Annotated in this window: 13 protein-coding genes, 1 other RNA gene and 1 pseudogene; 8 read left to right on the top strand and 7 right to left on the bottom strand. The window is 47.4% G+C overall.

Annotated elements, in window-relative coordinates; genetic code table 11:
- Positions 1 to 61: 61 nt before the first annotated feature.
- From AB3226_RS04975 to kwaB, 4 genes and pseudogenes are all read left to right on the top strand, one after another.
- Positions 62 to 160: pseudogene (locus tag AB3226_RS04975) on the top strand (hypothetical protein); the annotation flags it as partial.
- The gene (locus tag AB3226_RS04970; RefSeq protein WP_367372254.1) at positions 142 to 588 is read left to right on the top strand and encodes an Eco29kI family restriction endonuclease; all 447 of its coding nucleotides are present in this window, start codon (positions 142 to 144) and stop codon (positions 586 to 588) included. The pseudogene AB3226_RS04975 and the gene AB3226_RS04970, both read left to right, overlap by 19 nt.
- Positions 589 to 782: 194 nt before the next feature.
- Positions 783 to 1,367: an anti-phage protein KwaA gene (kwaA, locus tag AB3226_RS04965; protein WP_367372253.1), complete on the top strand. Its 585-nt coding sequence runs from the start codon at positions 783 to 785 to the stop codon at positions 1,365 to 1,367.
- The gene (gene kwaB, locus AB3226_RS04960) at positions 1,367 to 2,350 is read left to right on the top strand and encodes an anti-phage protein KwaB (protein ID WP_367372252.1); all 984 of its coding nucleotides are present in this window, start codon (positions 1,367 to 1,369) and stop codon (positions 2,348 to 2,350) included. The genes kwaA and kwaB overlap by 1 nt, the downstream gene beginning before the upstream one ends.
- A gap of 556 nt (positions 2,351 to 2,906) precedes the next feature.
- On the opposite strand, the gene AB3226_RS04955 is transcribed toward kwaB, so the two are convergent.
- From AB3226_RS04955 to AB3226_RS04945, 3 genes are all read right to left on the bottom strand, one after another.
- Positions 2,907 to 3,503, bottom strand: a complete 597-nt coding sequence (locus AB3226_RS04955; RefSeq protein ID WP_367372251.1) for a hypothetical protein — start codon at positions 3,501 to 3,503, stop codon at positions 2,907 to 2,909.
- A 56-nt stretch (positions 3,504 to 3,559) separates the two neighbouring features.
- A complete protein-coding gene (locus AB3226_RS04950) occupies positions 3,560 to 3,700 on the bottom strand; it encodes a phage tail assembly chaperone (RefSeq protein WP_367375753.1) in 141 nt (46 codons plus the stop codon).
- Positions 3,701 to 3,832: 132 nt separating this feature from the next.
- Positions 3,833 to 4,462 (bottom strand): recombinase family protein, encoded by a 630-nt coding sequence (locus tag AB3226_RS04945; RefSeq protein WP_367372250.1) that lies wholly within the window; start codon positions 4,460 to 4,462, stop codon positions 3,833 to 3,835.
- A 952-nt stretch (positions 4,463 to 5,414) separates the two neighbouring features.
- Between AB3226_RS04945 and AB3226_RS04940 the strand changes: the two genes are divergently transcribed.
- Both AB3226_RS04940 and AB3226_RS04935 read left to right on the top strand, forming a co-directional pair.
- Positions 5,415 to 6,443, top strand: a complete 1,029-nt coding sequence (locus tag AB3226_RS04940) for a hypothetical protein (protein WP_367372249.1) — start codon at positions 5,415 to 5,417, stop codon at positions 6,441 to 6,443.
- Positions 6,433 to 8,043, top strand: a complete 1,611-nt coding sequence (locus AB3226_RS04935; protein WP_367372248.1) for a hypothetical protein — start codon at positions 6,433 to 6,435, stop codon at positions 8,041 to 8,043. The genes AB3226_RS04940 and AB3226_RS04935 overlap by 11 nt, the downstream gene beginning before the upstream one ends.
- Before the next feature lie 1,893 nt (positions 8,044 to 9,936).
- Here AB3226_RS04935 and AB3226_RS04930 read toward each other — a convergent pair.
- Together AB3226_RS04930 and AB3226_RS04925 are read right to left on the bottom strand one after the other, a co-directional pair.
- Positions 9,937 to 11,502: a hypothetical protein gene (locus tag AB3226_RS04930; RefSeq protein ID WP_367372247.1), complete on the bottom strand. Its 1,566-nt coding sequence runs from the start codon at positions 11,500 to 11,502 to the stop codon at positions 9,937 to 9,939.
- A gap of 629 nt (positions 11,503 to 12,131) precedes the next feature.
- Positions 12,132 to 13,490 carry a site-specific integrase gene (locus AB3226_RS04925; protein WP_367372246.1) on the bottom strand — a complete coding sequence of 453 codons (1,359 nt, stop codon included), beginning with the start codon at positions 13,488 to 13,490 and terminating at the stop codon, positions 12,132 to 12,134.
- A gap of 123 nt (positions 13,491 to 13,613) precedes the next feature.
- On the opposite strand from AB3226_RS04925, the gene ffs reads away from it, so the two are divergent.
- Positions 13,614 to 13,710: signal recognition particle sRNA small type (gene ffs, locus AB3226_RS04920), an RNA gene on the top strand.
- 184 nt (positions 13,711 to 13,894) lie between these two features.
- On the opposite strand, the gene AB3226_RS04915 is transcribed toward ffs, so the two are convergent.
- Complete coding sequence (locus tag AB3226_RS04915) at positions 13,895 to 14,209, bottom strand: helix-turn-helix domain-containing protein (RefSeq protein WP_367372245.1); 315 nt, start codon at positions 14,207 to 14,209, stop codon at positions 13,895 to 13,897.
- A gap of 400 nt (positions 14,210 to 14,609) precedes the next feature.
- Between AB3226_RS04915 and AB3226_RS04910 the strand changes: the two genes are divergently transcribed.
- On the top strand, positions 14,610 to 16,310 hold the full coding sequence (locus AB3226_RS04910; RefSeq protein ID WP_367372244.1) for a putative bifunctional diguanylate cyclase/phosphodiesterase: 1,701 nt from the start codon (positions 14,610 to 14,612) through the stop codon (positions 16,308 to 16,310).
- 5 nt (positions 16,311 to 16,315) lie between these two features.
- On the opposite strand, the gene AB3226_RS04905 is transcribed toward AB3226_RS04910, so the two are convergent.
- Positions 16,316 to 17,056, bottom strand: coding sequence for a substrate-binding periplasmic protein (locus AB3226_RS04905; protein ID WP_367372243.1), 741 nt, complete (start codon positions 17,054 to 17,056; stop codon positions 16,316 to 16,318).
- Positions 17,057 to 17,110 lie beyond the last annotated feature (54 nt).

Here is a 17,110-nt window from a genome sequence, read left to right as displayed (position 1 = left end):
TTTTGATGTTTGCGAATTATCGAGCGTTCACCCACTCAGCGCCTTACCTGCGTTTGATGGGGCAGGGGTGTATGCGATTTATTACACTGGTGACTTTGCTGCATATGCACGCTTAGCGTCATTGAATCAAGTGGACAGTTCATGTTGCCGATTTATGTAGGCAAAGCTGTTCCTGCTGGTGCCCGAATGGGCGGCGATTTAGGTTCATCACCGGGAAAAGTTCTTCAAAAGCGATTAAAGGAACACGCTGACAGCATTCGGTCCGCCGAGAACCTGAATATCGAAGATTTCCATTGCCGTTTTTTGGTCGTGGACGACATTTGGATTCCGTTGGGTGAATCGCTGATTATTGCGAGATTTACCCCAGTGTGGAATTCGCTAATTGATGGCTTCGGTAACCACAATCCTGGAAAGGGGCGCCACGCGGGAATGCGCCCTCGCTGGGACGTATTGCATCCAGGCCGATCATGGGCATTGAGCTTGGCCGAAAGGCCCGAGAAGGCGAAGGACATTGCTGAGGACGCGGCAACCTACCTTTGCGAGCGAACCCCCAAGCCTTTCTACTCAATTCATCAAAGCGGAAGGTGAATAGCAGCTTGTACATGCAGCTAATATCTCTGCCCTCGCTCAATTGCTAAGTCACCTATTTTAAGATCAGTGCAATCTGCCATGTATTCATGGCGGATTGCCTTGTGGTGGCCTATAGACATCTACCGCGCAATGGAATACGGTGATGAAAGCTGCTTGTCATAAGCTAGCTTGAGCGAAGGGATCATGACTCAATGCGGATAAATGAAAGTAGTGAGAAGTTTGAGTTGTACATACTTTCGCTGTGGTTTCTATTTCTGCTGATTATAATTGTTACTGTTGATATTCCGTTTTGTTATGGTGATGATTGTAAGTTCATAGGCTTTTTATCTCTACTTAATCGAAATGTCGTTTCTGTTATTGCGTTCGCATTTTTACTTTTTGGTACGGTGTACTACTTTCGTTTCGATTATCGTATCGCGGGAAGCAAAAGCATTGCGGCAAGAGTGGTTAAAATCGAAGATGTAAATTATGAGCATCTTACGTTTCTAACAACCTACATCATTCCTTTAATTTGTTTTAATTTGACCAGTGTAAGATACTTGCTTGCTCTGGGTGTGTTGCTGTTTATCATTGGTGTGATATACGTTAAAACTGATAAGTTTTACGCGAATCCGACTTTGGCGGTCCTTGGTTTTAGGGTGTATAAAGTAAATTTGCAGACGCGCGTGGGGTTGGTGGAAGGCATAGTAGTTATTTCAAAAGAACGCCTGGCTGAGGGGGACCAAATAAGTCGCTTAGGCCTGGATGATAAAGTCTACTTCGTAAGGAAAGCGTAATGACTATAGATGAGTTGAAAGCGCAGATATCGGCGGTTATCGCCGATGGATGTGGGGCTGAAATCTATTTTCTTTTAGACTCCGACAATGGCATGCAGATAAAAAAGGCGGACATTGATGAGGTTCCGCAGGCTGAATTAACGAATATGTTTGTTGAAACGATAACCAACAGGATTCTTCTGAATGATGATCTTTCCCTGATCGAGCTTTCGAGCGCCGATGATCGTAGGGAAACGGTTTATCACTATGACCTGCCTGATGTCCCCGAAGAGCTACAACACCTGAGAAGCATCATTGCGGCTGATGACTTTGACGAGTTTTCTTTCGCTGAAGATAGGCTTAATAATCTTGAGGGGATATTGATTTTGCTGGGTAATGCAGAGCGCCAGATGGCGTTATATAAGTATCAATACCCTGTTGCGTTGCTGCGTAAAGATACAGGCTTCAACTTGATGCGTGCTCGGGGTAGCAATAGATTCAAGAAGCTCGATGAAGATGTGTTGAAGATTAATGCGAAGTTTGAATTCTTTAAGATAGATGGCCAGTATTATATTCTTGACTTGAAGGCGTTAGAACGCTTTTTTGGGTTTCATGATGCCATCAAAAATATAGCTACTCAAGGCATTGAAAATATCAGACAAGCAGACTTGGTTGAAAGCGTACAGGTGTTTTCTGATCGGCTGGATGATATTTCGTTTTCTCGGAAACTGGTAAGGGCTGCAAGTTCTTCGCCGGTTCTAAATTTGATACCTAATGCAGAAGTTATCAGTTTTGCGAGTACGCACCCAGCATTGCGTGGGCGATTCAAGTTTACAGCTGATGGCGAACGGTTCAGTTTGCGTACGAAAAAGTCTCAGGGTTTGTTTTTAAAACTATTGAATGATGACTTTCTTCAATCTGAACTTACTAAACGATACTATGATAGTTTGGCAAAAGACGCGATTGAAGCGGGCGTGGCAGATGCCGTTGCCGAGGCGATATGATTTTTCCAATATTTTGACCCTGCTGGTTAGTAGGGTCAATTCACAGTGTGTCTTCTTTAGTTCTTGCTAGCTAGGATAAGGATCGATCAAAGCTCGCCCGTTGGCGACGTTCCTTTCGCTCTGAACCTGTAGATTATGGCAACGCCATCGACAGTCTAACTATTTGTTCCAATGCCGTTTTGCAGTGGCGATGCCGACACCCGGCTATCCGCATCTGTAATCATAAGAAATCCCCGTAGATCAAGTTTTGCGGGTTTTTTGTTTCTGCATTGTACGTAGGTGTTGTACTTGAATTTCGCAGTCGAAAAAGTCTGGAATGCAAAAAAAATATAGCGACGGATTTTTTTATCGGACCATACCGAAAAACTGGAGCAATTTAGCTCCTTTAGCCCTTTTGGGGGAGCATGTAGTAGCTCCCCCTGCCCTTAGCCCTGTCCAAGCTGGTTCATCAGCATGGAGCGATCCAATCCCCAGCGTTAATCACTGTTCACTAAACCTCTTGGTCGTTGCTTCACGTATGTGGGCCAATTGCGGATAAAAGATGGCCTCACTTGCATCATTGACTTGAGATAGGTCTGGACGGATAGTAATCTGGGTGCCGCTTATATTCAGGCTTCCAGGGATCATTCTTGTCGAAGGAGTAGGTTGACAACTTGAAGACCTTCGATATTTTCCACCCTGAAGAGTCTTTCTCAATCAAGTATCTATACGTCGACCCTTTTTCCCTATCAGCCTTTTCGGTTTCGGTTGGGTTCATTGAAGACGAGGTCGTATTCTTGATCGTAGCGAGTACTACAGCCCTGGTCTCAGTTTCCTGCTTGACCTCTTGAATCTCCCGACTGTACGAGTCCAATCGGCAATCTCGAATCTGATTGGTTTTTACACTCAAAACGTCCCCTGTCGTAAAAGCAGAGTAGTACTTTTCACGGGCAGGCTGATTTTCAAAATACTTCTGGCAACTTTCATAAGACCTTTGATCATCGGCATCAAGAAACCTCCACCACGATTTCAACGCATTGTCAGGCGATGATAGGTCTTTATCGAATTCCATTTCGAGACTTGCTTTCTGAAAGTGCTCGGCCATCTTGCGGTTAATTTGATCACAGCCCGTTGTTGCTAGAGCGATAAGTGATACAGCGACAAGCCTCTTCATGAATCCCTTCCGGCGTTGTGAGCGTGTGATCCCATTATGCCCGCAGGCCTAACAGGTCACCACGGCTTTTGCGGCCAAACCACACCGGCAGTGTCTAAGTTCTCAACGATGTCGCGGAGTGTCTGCCGATACGCTGCAAGCGCCTGGCGCGTCTCCTGGTCGACCTGAGTGCCGTTGAGTAATGCCTGCCCGAGTATCTTAACGAAAAATCTCCGGTCGATTGGGTGGGGCTGCCTTGATTATAAAATAACCCCAACAGGCCTGTGTGCATCGTGGGTACTACCGCTTTCCAGACGTGACCAAACCCGCCAGAGCGGGCTTGTAAGCTGTCACAGTGATGACTCTGACTGACGCTTGATCCTGTATACAGTAGCAACGCCACAGTCAGCCAGCTTGGCTACCTGATCAGCCGACATGGTTGGGTGCTTGATCAGCAGTGCTCGTACCTTCGCCCACAGCACAGCATCTTTTCCCTTGCCAGATGGTTTCCAGTCCGGGTCTACAGCACGTTTCTTTGCCAACCCTTGATTGATTCGTTCCACGCGCTTCTCTTGGTCTAACCGGGCCATCGTGGACATCAGATCAATCAACATGCCATTGATCACTTCCATAATTTGACCGGTGATGCCCTTGTCTTCGACCAACATGTGACTGGTGGGAAGATCCGCGATTACCAGCTTCAATCCTTTCGCTTCGATGCTAGCTTTCAGCGTCTTCCAATCAGCTTGGGATAGCCGGGACAGTCTGTCCACGGATTCACACAATAGGACATCACCACGCTCGGCTACATTCAGTAGTCGCATCAATTCAGGTCGATCTAGCATGGTCCCTGAGATGTTCTCGGCGTACACGGCAATGATTGTCAGACCGTGTTCCATGGCGAATGCTTCCAAGGCAATCTTGGCTCGGTTAGCGTCTTGATCCTTGGTGGAAGCTCGAAGGTACAAATGGGTTTTCACGAGGACTATCCTTTAGTCATTTATTCAATAGACCTATGATAATCGATCGTAAAGCTTTCATCCATAGGTATTTTGATAGCCGGTTTGGGTGCAGCGTCGGACTACCGAACACCTAGAGTCTTTTGATCGTCGGATCATCAAGATTTATCCAGAGATAGTCATACCCATGGCCGATCTAAATGCGTGGCTGGGGACCGGAACGGGTTTCACTCGATGTGACACAGCGATGTGTTGCGGGCCTGCCGATAGCGGATTGGTGTCTTGGTGTTGCCGGATGGGGGAGTGGTGTCGATTAACTGGTCAAGGTCTCCGCGCCTCAAGCCTATGCTTGAGGCGCTGCCTATCTGCCTATCTGCCTATCTGCCCGTGTCGAGTGTCCTTCTTTTGCGACTCATCAATAGTTTCTTACAGAGCGGATTGGTTTTCTGGTCAGCCACGGTATAGTGGCATCGTAATGGCAATGGCTGTATTGAATTTGCCAAGTAAAAACTCGGGATGGCGATAATTCGGGAAGTAGCTAGACGCTGGTACGTCCGAACACATGGAATCAAGTGGATATTGAAATGACAGTGTCAAGAATGGACATGCACGAAGCTGGCGAAAGGTTAAGCAACCTATGCATGGATGCGGACGTGGATGACGACATAGTAGCTCGCAATGAGCGACTAGAACGCGTGAATCTTCTATGTATGCCCGCAACTGGTGGAAACCGGCCACGTACCAGCGTCGGCAAATGTAGTGGCAAAAGCATGTACGACTATACACAGCAATGGATGAAAGCTGTGACTAGTGAAGGTGGAATAACAGTGATCAAGAAAAATAAACTACCAAAATAAATCTCCCAATAAGACATAGGGGTTCTTCTTGAAATGCACATACCTCAAATCGATACATAAGCAAAAATTTAACAGTTTATTGTCTTTGCTTGTGGTGTGAGTTTAGGGAGAAGTATATGTATGTCTTTAAGAATACTGAGCGAAATAATAGTAAGGCCTCGCAGTACGAAACAAAATCCCTTCTCTATCTAATCGGTCTGCGTGCAGACAGGGAAAAGATTTCAATATTGGCAATAGACTGCTTCAATGATATCACCGGGCTCAGTGACAGTGGTGCAAAGCTGTGGGATGTACAGTCGAAGGGAGAAGCTAATTTAACACCCCAGAAAATCGGGAAATACCTATATACACTTTACAGTAATCACAGTTCGGTATTTGTGTTCCATGAATACATTTTTTTCATGCCTCCATTGAAAGCATCCTATCTGAATAGTGATGTGGGCTATCACTACACATTAGACAATTTTAAAGAAGTAGAAAAGAAAAAAATAGAGATTGGTTTATCTAATGAACTAGCCCGGCTTGGAATTCCTGTAGTCAAAAAAACAATCGATAGTTTTCTCAGTGGTGTTGTCTTTGTGGAGGATAGAGAGCCTTCCGCCAAGTACGTAAAAAGCGTCCTGGAATTTAATGGCAAGGATAAGAAGCCTGATTCTTTTTATGAGGAGATATTTAACGAAATTAGAAATCAGCAAGTAATTAAGAAGCTTTCATGTATAGAAGGTTTAAGTATCTCAAAGCCTCTGGATGTGCTTGGTTTTAATAGGCATATCGAGAAGAAAGAGATTCATATGTTGCTTGTGAATAGGCTTGTCGGTGTTGACCTTTTTTCACAAAAGGGATTTCCGTTTGAATTCTATGCGGAGGCAGTATCTAGAGGTTTTGATACTGAAGATTTGCATGATCTAGTCCAGGACTGTCAGGCTAGTATAAGTAAGGCGTTTTTTAACAAGAACTCCAAAAAGGAATTCTGGAAGATTCTTGAACATATAATGAATTCAATCGAAAAAAACCCCAAAGTTTCCCTGGTCGCAATTTACAACAGTATTAGCATAGTGATAATACAAAAATTAACAGTTTTAGATAGAGACGGCATACTGTTTCTCTCTGCACTTATTAAAGATGGTCTCAAAAATGAGAATTAAAAAAATAGCGTTTGGAAATACCTCTGAAGCTTTTATTGAGTCTCGACTTGAAGAACGCATCAATATCATATACAGCGACGAAAATAACAAGGGAAAGACCCTGGTCGTACAAGGTCTGATGTATTGCCTCGGAAATGAGCCGATTTTTCCAGCAGGGTTTGAATACAAAAAGTACCATTTTTACGTACAGTTCACCGTCGAAAATAATACTTTCGAGATAGTGAGGAGGAATAGTTCTTTTATAATTAAGACGTCCCGCGGAATGCAAATATGTAACTCAGTGTCAGAGTTGAAATATTTTTTTGATGAAAATATATATCGACTGCCGCGGATGCTGAAAGATGGACGTGATCGGCTAGTTGATCCAGCATTGTTTTATGAAATATTTTTCATAGGCCAAGATAAGCGAGATACGTCAAGTATCTTTAATAAGGGCTTTTATAAAAATGATGACTTTGTCAGCATGCTATTCGCAATGGGGGAGCCAGCACAGCAAATTCTCACGGCAAGCGATCTAGAACGTATAAAGGATCAAATAAAAATCAAGCGCCAAAGAGTTGTAATGCTTAAAAGAAGTTCCAAAAAAATAAAGGTTGATCCAGAAATTGGTGCTATCGCATTGTCCGGCTCAGGAAGCAATTCTTTCGAAGAACGTAAGAAGTATTTGGTTGAGATATATGCGGATTTAACAAAGTTGCAGAAACAAAGAACAAGGGAGCTAAATCGGGCGCAAAAACTTGAGAGCTTGATAGCCGAACTAAATTCCTTGAACAGAAATCTTGAAGAGGGGCTTGTTGTCTGTGCGGATTGCGGAAGCGAACGAGTAATATATAAGAGTAAAGATTTAGAGTTTGAGGTGAGCAATAAATCGGTTAAAGACTCTATTATGGGTTCTATCAATAATAGCATTGCATTCAAGAAAAAAACCATCTACGACCTAGGTATGCAAGTCGAGTCAATACAAAGCCAGTTGACGCAAGAGATAAACAAATCACCACCTTCCTTTCGTGAATTTATTTTGTTTAGCGAGGGGTTGGGGGAGGCGAAAAAATTTGATGAGGAAATAGCCAAGCTTTTGGCAGAGATTGGGGCATTTACGCAGCTATTGGAGCGTGGAACGGCTGTTAGTGAGAGGGAAAGAGAAAGACAGCTACAAGCGATCTCTGAAATACTGAGTAGAATTAGTTATTATTATCACGAGATCGACAAAAATGGTAGGTTGGAATTCAGTTCATTATTCACAAGAAAAGACGAAACATATTCTGGAAGCGAAGGGCAGGAATTCTATTTTTGCAAGGCGTTGGCCCTTAGGGATTATTTGAATCATCCATTTCCTATTGTAATCGATTCATTCAGAGATGGTGAAATATCAACTGCAAAAGAAGAGGTGATGCTCAAGCTCTTAAGTGAAATAGAGAACCAAGTAATACTAACCTCAACGTTAAAGTCAGAAGAATATATTAGGGAGAAATATAAGCGAACAGACAATGTTAATCCGATCGACTACAGTCCTCATAGAGACTCGGCGATACTTGAGCCGAAATATAGCGCTGCGTTTAAGCAACTACTTAGTGAGTTTAATATCAGGTTGTTCCCTTAGAGGATCGAGTGGCATTGGACCGATGGGGTCGTTTCTATCGAGCCACGCCTTGAAGGGCTAATTTAACGTAGTATCATGATGTCAAGGCATCACCAACTGATCAGCTCTATTGTATGATGCCAATACAGGGTCCGATGAACAGTACCGTTTAACGGTCGTTTGTTGGTGCTAGCCGCAATCGTTGACCATCTGGTGAAGAGGGCATGCAAGTAGGGTTAGCCGCTTACGATTCTCATCACCTCGTGAGAGAGGAATTGGCAAATTTGTGGATTATCCAATTTGATGGACCTCAGCCCCACGTGGAGGCAAGGTCATTGATGCTCATTCATTCAGCAAATCGCCAGTGTTCAGGATTGCGTCTATTCGTAATTCGGACCCGAGCAACCCATGGAGTTAAGCCGAGTTTCCGAGCCGCATCAACGGCCTCTTTCTCGGTTCTATAGCGCAAGTTGGTAACAAATTGGCCATTGCCATGCAGCAGCACGTAGCAAGTTATTGGAGCAGATTCAAGGCGAGCTGAAGGGTGAGGTTCTACGTATACTTGGTTCATAATTTTTCTGTCTGTATTGCCAAAAGGCTCGTTAGTTGTAGGTGGCACTTGACGAAGTAACAAGTGACCGTATTAATATTTATGATTGCTGTCAGTTATGTCTATCTATCCAAACCAATGCGGACAATGGAGGTGGCTTATTTGCCTGCCATTCAGCGTACATTCAATTTTGTGTATCTTGAATACGGCTATCGATGAAGGTTTGTTTCTTGATCGGCTCAAATGAATGATAGATAACGCAAAGCATTGAATAAGATCATTCCGCCGGTAATTGAGTAGATGATCATTGAAGGGTATGTTGATTTCATGGGTGTTTTGGTACTCTTTTAGTGTTGGTTATTGGCGGGTGTGAAGGATCACCCTTGACTGGAACTTCCATAAGCTGATCCTGGGGTTATATATTTATTTAATATGATAGATTGTTTGTCTATAATATGTTGCCTGGTTGGGTGCGTTAAAGGCCGCCTTGAAATATAATAACTACGAGCTCGTACAGTGCGGTATTCAATTGTATTGTAGTTGATGCAAAATAGTATTAAGTATCTCTCCCGCCGGATGCAACTAACGCACGACAATACGCGGGCTTTGGGGTGTTTCGGTGTTTGCAAGTCGAGCTTGATTAAGCCGAAGGAGAGGCACGGAGAAATAGCGTTTTTGAATTTTATAAAATCATCTACTACGGATGCGACCACCCTAGCGGAAAACCAGAAGTTCCGCATTTTTGAGGGTGGTATACATTCAATTTTACAGCATGGCTTACTCCAATCTAAACACTTTGAAGGGGTAATTTTAAAGCGGTGGTGCTTGCATGGGTACGATTATGCTCAAGCTACATCTAAGTTTTTTGAATTCCATGACGGCCGTAGAAACATCCGAAAGAGCGCCGTCGGCGTCTAGAACGGATTTGTTTATCGGATGGCTATACCGTTAAAAAACGTATAGTAAGTCGATGGAATTCTATTCGGTTAATTATAAGTCACGAGCGTGCGAGTACGCACGTAGGGCGTGGGTGAACCCACATGAACCGATTGTCACTTTAAGGCTTGATATAATTAAAATTTTTAGTGTTGCTAGCAGTATTTGAAAGTCGAAGGCTGAGAATTGATTGTACTAGTATCTTTGAAGCCTAGATGTGTTGTACGGTTCAAATGGTGTGTTTCACAACGCTTCGCGTTAGAATGCCCTGCGTGCATTCTGATTTTTCTATGATTAGAATAGCTGCTCTGGTTCTAGAATGAGCTTGAACAGTTCGAAAACGGTCACATCTCTAAGGAATACTCTTAGGGATATGATCGGTTTTGCAATGTAGATTGACAGCCCCGTCGAAGCGGGGCTATATCTATTTAGACAAAAAACTCTTCGAGCCCTTCAACGGATTTCGGATTAACCCCTTGAAGGATGTTTCTAGTCCATCTACGTGCGGTGGTCTCGGAGACTTCCCACAGTTCGATCAATGCTCTGTTAATGTCTAGGCGCCGCATTCCTTTTTCAAAGGAAATTTTGATGAAATTAGCTACTTTGTTTTTTTCATCCGCTGTGACAGCGCACCGATTGTCCCGTTGTTTAGGGGGTGTCAGTGCCAAACTTGTATTAATGATTGCATTTTTCATATGCGTCTTTTTCAGGTACTCGGCTACCTGAAGGTCCTGCACGTACAGGAAAACAGGTTTCTTGTTTTCCCTGTCCCGAACTGCAGTCCTGGTTGCAGCTTGAAGACTGGCGTCTAATTTGTTCGTTACAATCCATGCATTGATAAGGTCGCTTCGGCTGATCCCGTGTTTCTCAGAAAGAATCTGAAAGCTCTTTTGATCATTAGGTGAAGGTCGACCACTGAATAGCAGGCTAGCTGCGGTTTTACCTTTGTAAGTATTCAAGCCGCGGCAGTCAATTGTACTGTAATCGATACCGCTTTTTTTGTTGGGGATATCGTAGTGGGGGCCAAAGTCGGCCCAGCTATTAGAAATCACCAGGAAGTCTTCTTCAGGTGTGTTATTGATTGCGTTTGCCAGGACACGATCGATCATCTGGCAATCGCGCATGGCCAAGTGAAACCAGTAATGGTCGCCACTTTCATTTTTCAGCGCCTGGGTCTTTGACCACATGCCATCCATCATTGGGAAGATAGTAATCTCGCAGTTGTACTCAAATGTTGCAGGAGTGAATGGTGAAGGTTTGTACTGAAATCCAAGCTTCTTCGAGAACAAGTCGAACAGGCCGCCTTCCATAGTTGCCGACAAAATATGGGTTTCTTTGGCGTGTTTGATATGTGAGTAAATATTACTTTCAATAATTGTGTGAAAGTGAAAGACCACCTTGCCTTTCTTAAGCCCTTCTTCAATATAGATGATTTGTTCGCTCAGCAAGGCTTCAAATAACTTGTGCTCAAGCCCGGAGAGGGTGGATGCTTTGCTTTGATCCTTTTTAGATGCCTTGTAAGTGGTAACTCGCTGCTTCATCTCCGTAATCATGCCAGGTTTGATGGTCAAAAAATTATCGTTGATGTCAGTCATGCGGAAAACTTGCTGAGCTTCAAGAACTCCCAGAGTATCGTGGTGAAGCTTCAGTGGGGCAGGAGTTTCATCAATAATCAAAATCCACCCTTGAAGTAACTCAGGGTTGGTCAGTTTCAATCCCTCATGTGTTACCAGGATCAAGTTTTCATTTCCGTTTCGAAGGGTGCCTTCGATGGATTTGGATACGGACTTGTTGTGGATTTCATCGCTATTGATGACTTTTGGGTTCAAATTTAAATCCTTCATGCGAGAAAGGATTTCTCCGTTCAGTCGGCGAGTCGGAAGCGCGATAATCACTCTCTCGCCTTGTTTGATGTAGTTAGGAAGTTTCTCGATCATGGTTTGCGTTTTGCCCGCACCTGGGGCTGCTAGGGCTGTATGGATGATGCTGCTCATAACGGTATGTACCTTTTTTAGGCTGAGTTTGCCCGAAGAATGCGATGATTTTTCATCGTTTTCAGTTGGTGGGCGTTGTTGATGAGCCCATAGTACACCGACTTTGTAAGATCCTAAACACAATCGATGAAAATTTTATACTTAGTAAGAGTGTTGCCAGATAATGATAACTAATGTGTTTTTGTTCGTGCCAAGTAGTAATTTGATTGAATCGTTATAGTCGCTGTTTTGTTGGTATTGTGGGGTGGTGTTGGTTCTGTGTTTTTAATTTGATGTAACTGTTTTGGGTGCCTTCGTAGGGTTGTAAAGTTCCACAGGCACCCTTTCTTTATTCGCCAGGGATTAGTCCAGCAGACTTCGTAATTCTCGGAAGCTCTGTATTTCCTCTACCATTCTGTACAAAGGGTTCACCCCATAGCGGTCGCCTTCATTCGAGTGTGCGTGACCGGTGATCCAATCGCCGACCTCTTTGGGGATTCAAACCTGTCTGGCTGTGGTCTTGAAGGTATGTCTGCAACGACAAGCGAACCCTGCTGAACGATCCTCAAGGCAACCTAGTGAGCAGTAGCGGCTAGTGCCTATTAGTTTTTTAAGCCGGGCGATGATGTCAGCTAGCAAGCGGATGTCATTCATCGCTGGTCTCCGTACCCATGGATATTTGGATGGCCTAGCTCGGCTACTTGGGCTTGAGGTGTCAATTCAATGTGTCGCAGTGCGTCCACCATAGCCCTCAATGGGCTGCGACTGCCGTAGATGCTGAATGTCACTGCGCCGTCCTCGTGTCCCGCAATACGTTTGATTAGCGAGTCCTGGACCCCTGCATCCCGGAGATCATCAATCAACGTGTGCCGAAAGCTATGGAAGGTTTTCTTGGGATCGGTGATTCCGCGTTTCATCTTGTAACGTCCGAACCACTTCGACGGTGCATGACCTAGCTTTCCCCGTACGGGTTCAAGTTCTGGGAATAGCCGATCAACTCCGCTGTTCCTGGCCTTCTCCACATGTTGTAGCAGACCGAGTTCAATCAGGGCGGGGTGGATGGGGAGTAAGCGGCGACTGCTTGCGTTCTTGAGGTTCTGGCCTTTATGGCTGTCGTCGATCCGTAGGCACTGGATTCCTTGTTGTTCGATGAAGTCATGCACGCGCAGTTGGCAAAGCTCTTCGAGTCGTGCACCTGTGCATCTGCCCAGCAATGGCAACCAGTAACGCCATGGATGCTTCTGTGCTTCAGCCTGGAGGACGATCAGGTCTAGGAGTGTGCGTAGGTCGCCAGTGTCGAATGACAAACGGGCTTCCTTGGATGCACCAGTCATCATCTTGAGTCCAGCCATTGGGTTGTCCGTGATGTAACTGTTGGACTTGCACCAGTTGAGAAAGGCAGAGAGTTTGCGTAGCCGGTTGTTCACCGTTACTGCTGTGATGGTCTTGTAGGTACCGCCAGATTCCACCACCTGCTTCAAGGTTTTTCCTTTGAATTCAGGGCGTAGGCCGAAGTACTGGGGGCATCGGCACAGTCTTTCTTTCAGTAGTCGGGCTTGTCGAGCGTCGAAGGCTTCAACTGGCATGTCACCCATTAGCTCGAACAAATCGCGTAGGGCGCGTTCCACCTCGAAGGTACTGACGGTTCGCCACGTACCGCCACGCTTTCCCTCATCTATATAGAGTTTCGACAGAGTAGACAGTGCGGGACCATTAGCGACTGATTCCGCAGGCTTGGCTATGGGCTGGTGTGATCGATGCATTGAGTTCGGGGCAGGGCATGTATCTCGCCATTCAGTGCAAAGCTTACGCAACGTCAGAAGGTCTGTCAGAGGGTGTTCGGATAGGTGGCTATGCACCTGCTGAGCTAGTGAGCTGGCGAGGAACAAGGCGCTCTGTCGGTGCCGAATTTTCAGGCTCAAACGCAAGGTGTGACACCTCGGGAAGAGATGCTCGGGTAGCCTGAGATTCAGGTAATAGACGGGTCCACGGCGGGTTATGTAGGCCATGTTGTACACCAGTGTTGTACAGCAAAGTTGTACAGTGCTGACTACACCCCGTTTTCTGACTGCCCGTGCAGCGAGTTTGCACGGTAGAAATATTGCAACCCAAAGAGCCTGTAACCCTTACCCCATCGGTCCCCCCGCAACGATTACCCGTGAACCTGGTCAGATCCGGAAGGAAGCAGCCACAGCGGGAACATTGTGTGCCGGGGTGTGGCTGGTGGGGTTGCCTCCATAACGCAACACGAACCCTCTTTCGTGTTTTCTAGCTAAAAATACTATTTTGTTCTCCCTGCCATGGAGCTCCTCCAGGGTAGTGTTTCGTCGTTTCCGAATTAAGGCGAGGGATACAAAAAAGGAGGCCGATCTGTCGCATCCGACAGATCGGCCTCCTTTTTCATTTACTGGCACTAAGGCTTGGACAAGGCCTGGTCAACCGCTGCGATCAGCTTTCCCAGATCCTTCGGGGTGGCTTTGTGTATGACGCTGAACAGGTACGCGCGCTGTTCGTCTTCGTCGGCCAGATCTGCGAAAAAGGCTTTCAGCTTCACGCCCAGCACGTCGGCAAGCAAAAACAATGCTTCCACGCTGGGAGTATAGGTGCCTGTTTCGAAGCGGCTGATGGTTTTGGGGTCAAAACCGGTTTTTTCGCCGAGTTCAGCCTGAGTAAGCCCTGCGACCTTACGATAGCGTCGGATGGCCAGACCCAAACTTGAAATTTGCATCGCTCAATTCCCATTTAGAATCAAGAACTTAACGATAGTTTTTTGCATTAGGCAACTGCATGATTCATCACCTTGCTTTGCAAAATGTGATGCATTTCGTAGAATCGCCGCTTCGAAGGGGTTTTGGGTGATCTGTTTTCTGAAGTTTAGGCGATATGAAAAAGCCAGCATCGCGTTCCCTGCCGGGTATATGTAGAGGCCACTGGCGGTCTGAAGCCTCGCGAAATATTACCAGAGTCGGTGTTGTTACTTTGCCCTTGATCTTCGGGGGGGCCGGGGGGCCATCAAATGCTGTTCATGGAGTGATAACGTGTCTCTGCGCAGTACGTCTCAAAACACCTCTTCCGGGCATCCTGCGCTGGTCGAGCGGTACCACCGCTAGCGACAGTGAGCCTGACTCATGGATGAGAAATACCGCAGGGCCGTGGATGCCGCCGCCATTTTTTCCGAGACCGATCTGGACGGCCGGATTACCTACGTCAACGATCAATTCTGCGACGTGTCCGGCTACAGTCGCGAGGAACTGCTGGGGCAGAATCATCGCCTGCTGAACTCCGGCTTGCACTCCGGCGATTTCTTCGCCGCCATGTGGCGCACCATCGCCTTGGGCAATATCTGGAAGGGCGAGATCTGTAATCGCGCCAAGGATGGCAGCCTGTATTGGGTCGACAGCACCATGGTGCCGGTGCTTGATGATGCCACCGGGCGCGTTCACCGATACCTGTCGATTCGTTTTGACATCAGCGAAAAACGTCAACTGTTGCAAACTCTGCAATGGCGGGTCGGGCATGACGTGCTGACCGGGCTGCCCAATCGCGCGTTCCTCTCGGAATTGCTGGATCAGGCACTGGAATTCTCCCGGCATGAAAACATTCCGTTAGCGGTGTGCATGCTTGATCTTGACGGATTCAAGGCGGTCAACGACGGTTATGGTCACGCCAGTGGCGATCTGTTGCTGGTGGAAGTGGCCAAGCGTCTGCGTGACATTGTGCGCGGCGAAGATGTGGTGGCGCGATTGGCCGGTGATGAGTTTGTGCTGGTGTTGCGCTATGTGCGTGATCTGGCGGAATTGCGCGCAGCACTGAATCGCGTGTTGGGGGCGATTTCGGCGCCTTACACACTGCACGGCAAGGCCATCAATGTGTTTGCCAGTATCGGCGTCACCCTGTTTCCCCACGACAATGAAGATGCCGAAACCCTGCTGCGTCATGCCGATCAGGCGATGTACGTGGCCAAGCAGGGCGGGCGAAACCGCTTTCATCTATTCGATGTCTCACGGGATCAGGAGGTCAAGGCCACTCACCAGACCGTCGAGCGAGTACGTCAGGCGCTGGTCGCCGGTGAACTGCGCGTTCATTTTCAGCCCAAAGTGAACATGCGCCGAGGTGTGGTCGTCGGTTTCGAAGCGCTGTTGCGTTGGGAGCACCCGCAAAACGGCATGGTGCCACCCCGAGAGTTTTTGCCGCTGGTGGAGGACACCGACCTGATCATCGATATCGGTGAATGGGTAATGGATCAGGTTTTGTCGCAGTTGCACCGTTGGCAGCAAGCGGGGCAGGCCTGGCCGATCAGTATCAATATCGCGGCGCGACATTTTCAGCGCGCCGATTTCGTCGACCGGCTCAAGCACGTACTCGCTCGACATGCCCAGGTTGCCCCGCAGATGCTCGATCTGGAAATCGTCGAGTCGGTGGCGATCGAGAATATCCAGCATGTCAGTGCCTGTTTGCAGGCCTGTCAGGCGTTGGGGGTGCAGTTTTCGCTGGGTGACTTTGGCACCGGTTACTCGTCCCTGAGCTATCTCAAGCGTTTGCGTACCCAAACCATCAAGATCGATAAGTCATTCGTGCGCGACATTCTGATCGATCGTGACGACCTGGCCCTGACCAAAGCGGTGATTGGCCTGGCCCGCGCGTTCGGTCGGCAGGTGATTGCCGAGGGGCTGGAAAGCCTTGAGCATGGTGAGTTGCTGTTGCGGCTGGGATGCGAAGTCGCTCAAGGCTATTTCATCGCTCGCCCGATGCCGCCCGGTGAAGTGCCGAGCTGGGTGGCGGGATTTGTAGCCCCGTCACAATGGCAGACGCTTGATCAGACAGCCTGAACTGGCTAAGGCCCGTTACCGGTATAGAGCCGGATAATGTCATCGATCTCCCCGGACATTTTCATTTGCAGCAACGTGTTCAGAATGCGTTGCACGGGTACTTTGGGGTCATTGCGCACGTAGCAGCCGACGGTTTGTTCATGTACCAGCGCTACGCTTTGCAATTGCTGGTCGGGCAGCAGGCGCTGGTTGAACCAGTCCAGGGTCCATTGGTTGCTCACCGCGTAGCGGTAGCGTCCGACCAGCAGTTTTTCCAGCACCTGTTCCTGATTGCGCGCGTCATCGCGCTGCAGCCGGTCGGCGTCGAACAGCGATTGCAAGGTCGGGTAGCTATAGCCACGCACGGTGCCGATCGACTGGTGCGGCAGGTCTGCCGGGTTGACCGAGTCGGGTGAGCCTCGCCGACCAATCAGCAAGTCGCGCTGAACCAGCAGCGGAACGCTCCAGATATAGTTGCCGGACTGATTCGGCAGCCACGATGCTGAGATATAACAGCGCACATCGACTTCGCCGTGCTCCATGGCGTTCTGCACCCGTGCCCGAGGCAATATGTGAAACTCAGCCGGCACGCCGACTTGAGTCGCCAGGCTGATCATCATGTCGTGAAGGATGCCTTGGGTCGGTCGGCCGCGCTCGATCTGCACCATGGGCATGGCCCAGCTGTCGGACACGACAAACCGCAATGGCGCCTCGGCGGCCGCGACGCTCAGGCTGATCAACAGCAATGCCCCCAAGGCAAAACGCATAAACGCTCCGGTATGAGCCAATAAAAGCCTCCACAAAGTGCAGCTTAGCCAGAA

Source organism: Pseudomonas lini (genome assembly GCF_964063345.1).
GTDB classification, from domain to species: Bacteria; Pseudomonadota; Gammaproteobacteria; order Pseudomonadales; family Pseudomonadaceae; genus Aquipseudomonas; species Aquipseudomonas lini_B.
The sequence above is the reverse complement of the archived record's forward strand: the minus strand, read 5'-3'. Positions and strand labels throughout refer to the sequence as shown.

Coding starts and splice junctions, on each gene's coding strand:
- AB3226_RS04905 (WP_367372243.1), bottom strand. CDS start 17,056: ATGCGTTTTGCCTTGGGGGCATTGCTGTTGATCAGCCTGAGCGTCGCG.
- AB3226_RS04925 (WP_367372246.1), bottom strand. CDS start 13,490: ATGGCCTACATAACCCGCCGTGGACCCGTCTATTACCTGAATCTCAGG.
- AB3226_RS04935 (WP_367372248.1), top strand. CDS start 6,433: ATGAGAATTAAAAAAATAGCGTTTGGAAATACCTCTGAAGCTTTTATT.
- AB3226_RS04915 (WP_367372245.1), bottom strand. CDS start 14,209: ATGCAAATTTCAAGTTTGGGTCTGGCCATCCGACGCTATCGTAAGGTC.
- AB3226_RS04940 (WP_367372249.1), top strand. CDS start 5,415: ATGTATGTCTTTAAGAATACTGAGCGAAATAATAGTAAGGCCTCGCAG.
- AB3226_RS04930 (WP_367372247.1), bottom strand. CDS start 11,502: ATGAGCAGCATCATCCATACAGCCCTAGCAGCCCCAGGTGCGGGCAAA.
- AB3226_RS04910 (WP_367372244.1), top strand. CDS start 14,610: ATGGATGAGAAATACCGCAGGGCCGTGGATGCCGCCGCCATTTTTTCC.
- AB3226_RS04970 (WP_367372254.1), top strand. CDS start 142: ATGTTGCCGATTTATGTAGGCAAAGCTGTTCCTGCTGGTGCCCGAATG.
- kwaB (WP_367372252.1), top strand. CDS start 1,367: ATGACTATAGATGAGTTGAAAGCGCAGATATCGGCGGTTATCGCCGAT.
- kwaA (WP_367372253.1), top strand. CDS start 783: ATGCGGATAAATGAAAGTAGTGAGAAGTTTGAGTTGTACATACTTTCG.
- AB3226_RS04955 (WP_367372251.1), bottom strand. CDS start 3,503: ATGAAGAGGCTTGTCGCTGTATCACTTATCGCTCTAGCAACAACGGGC.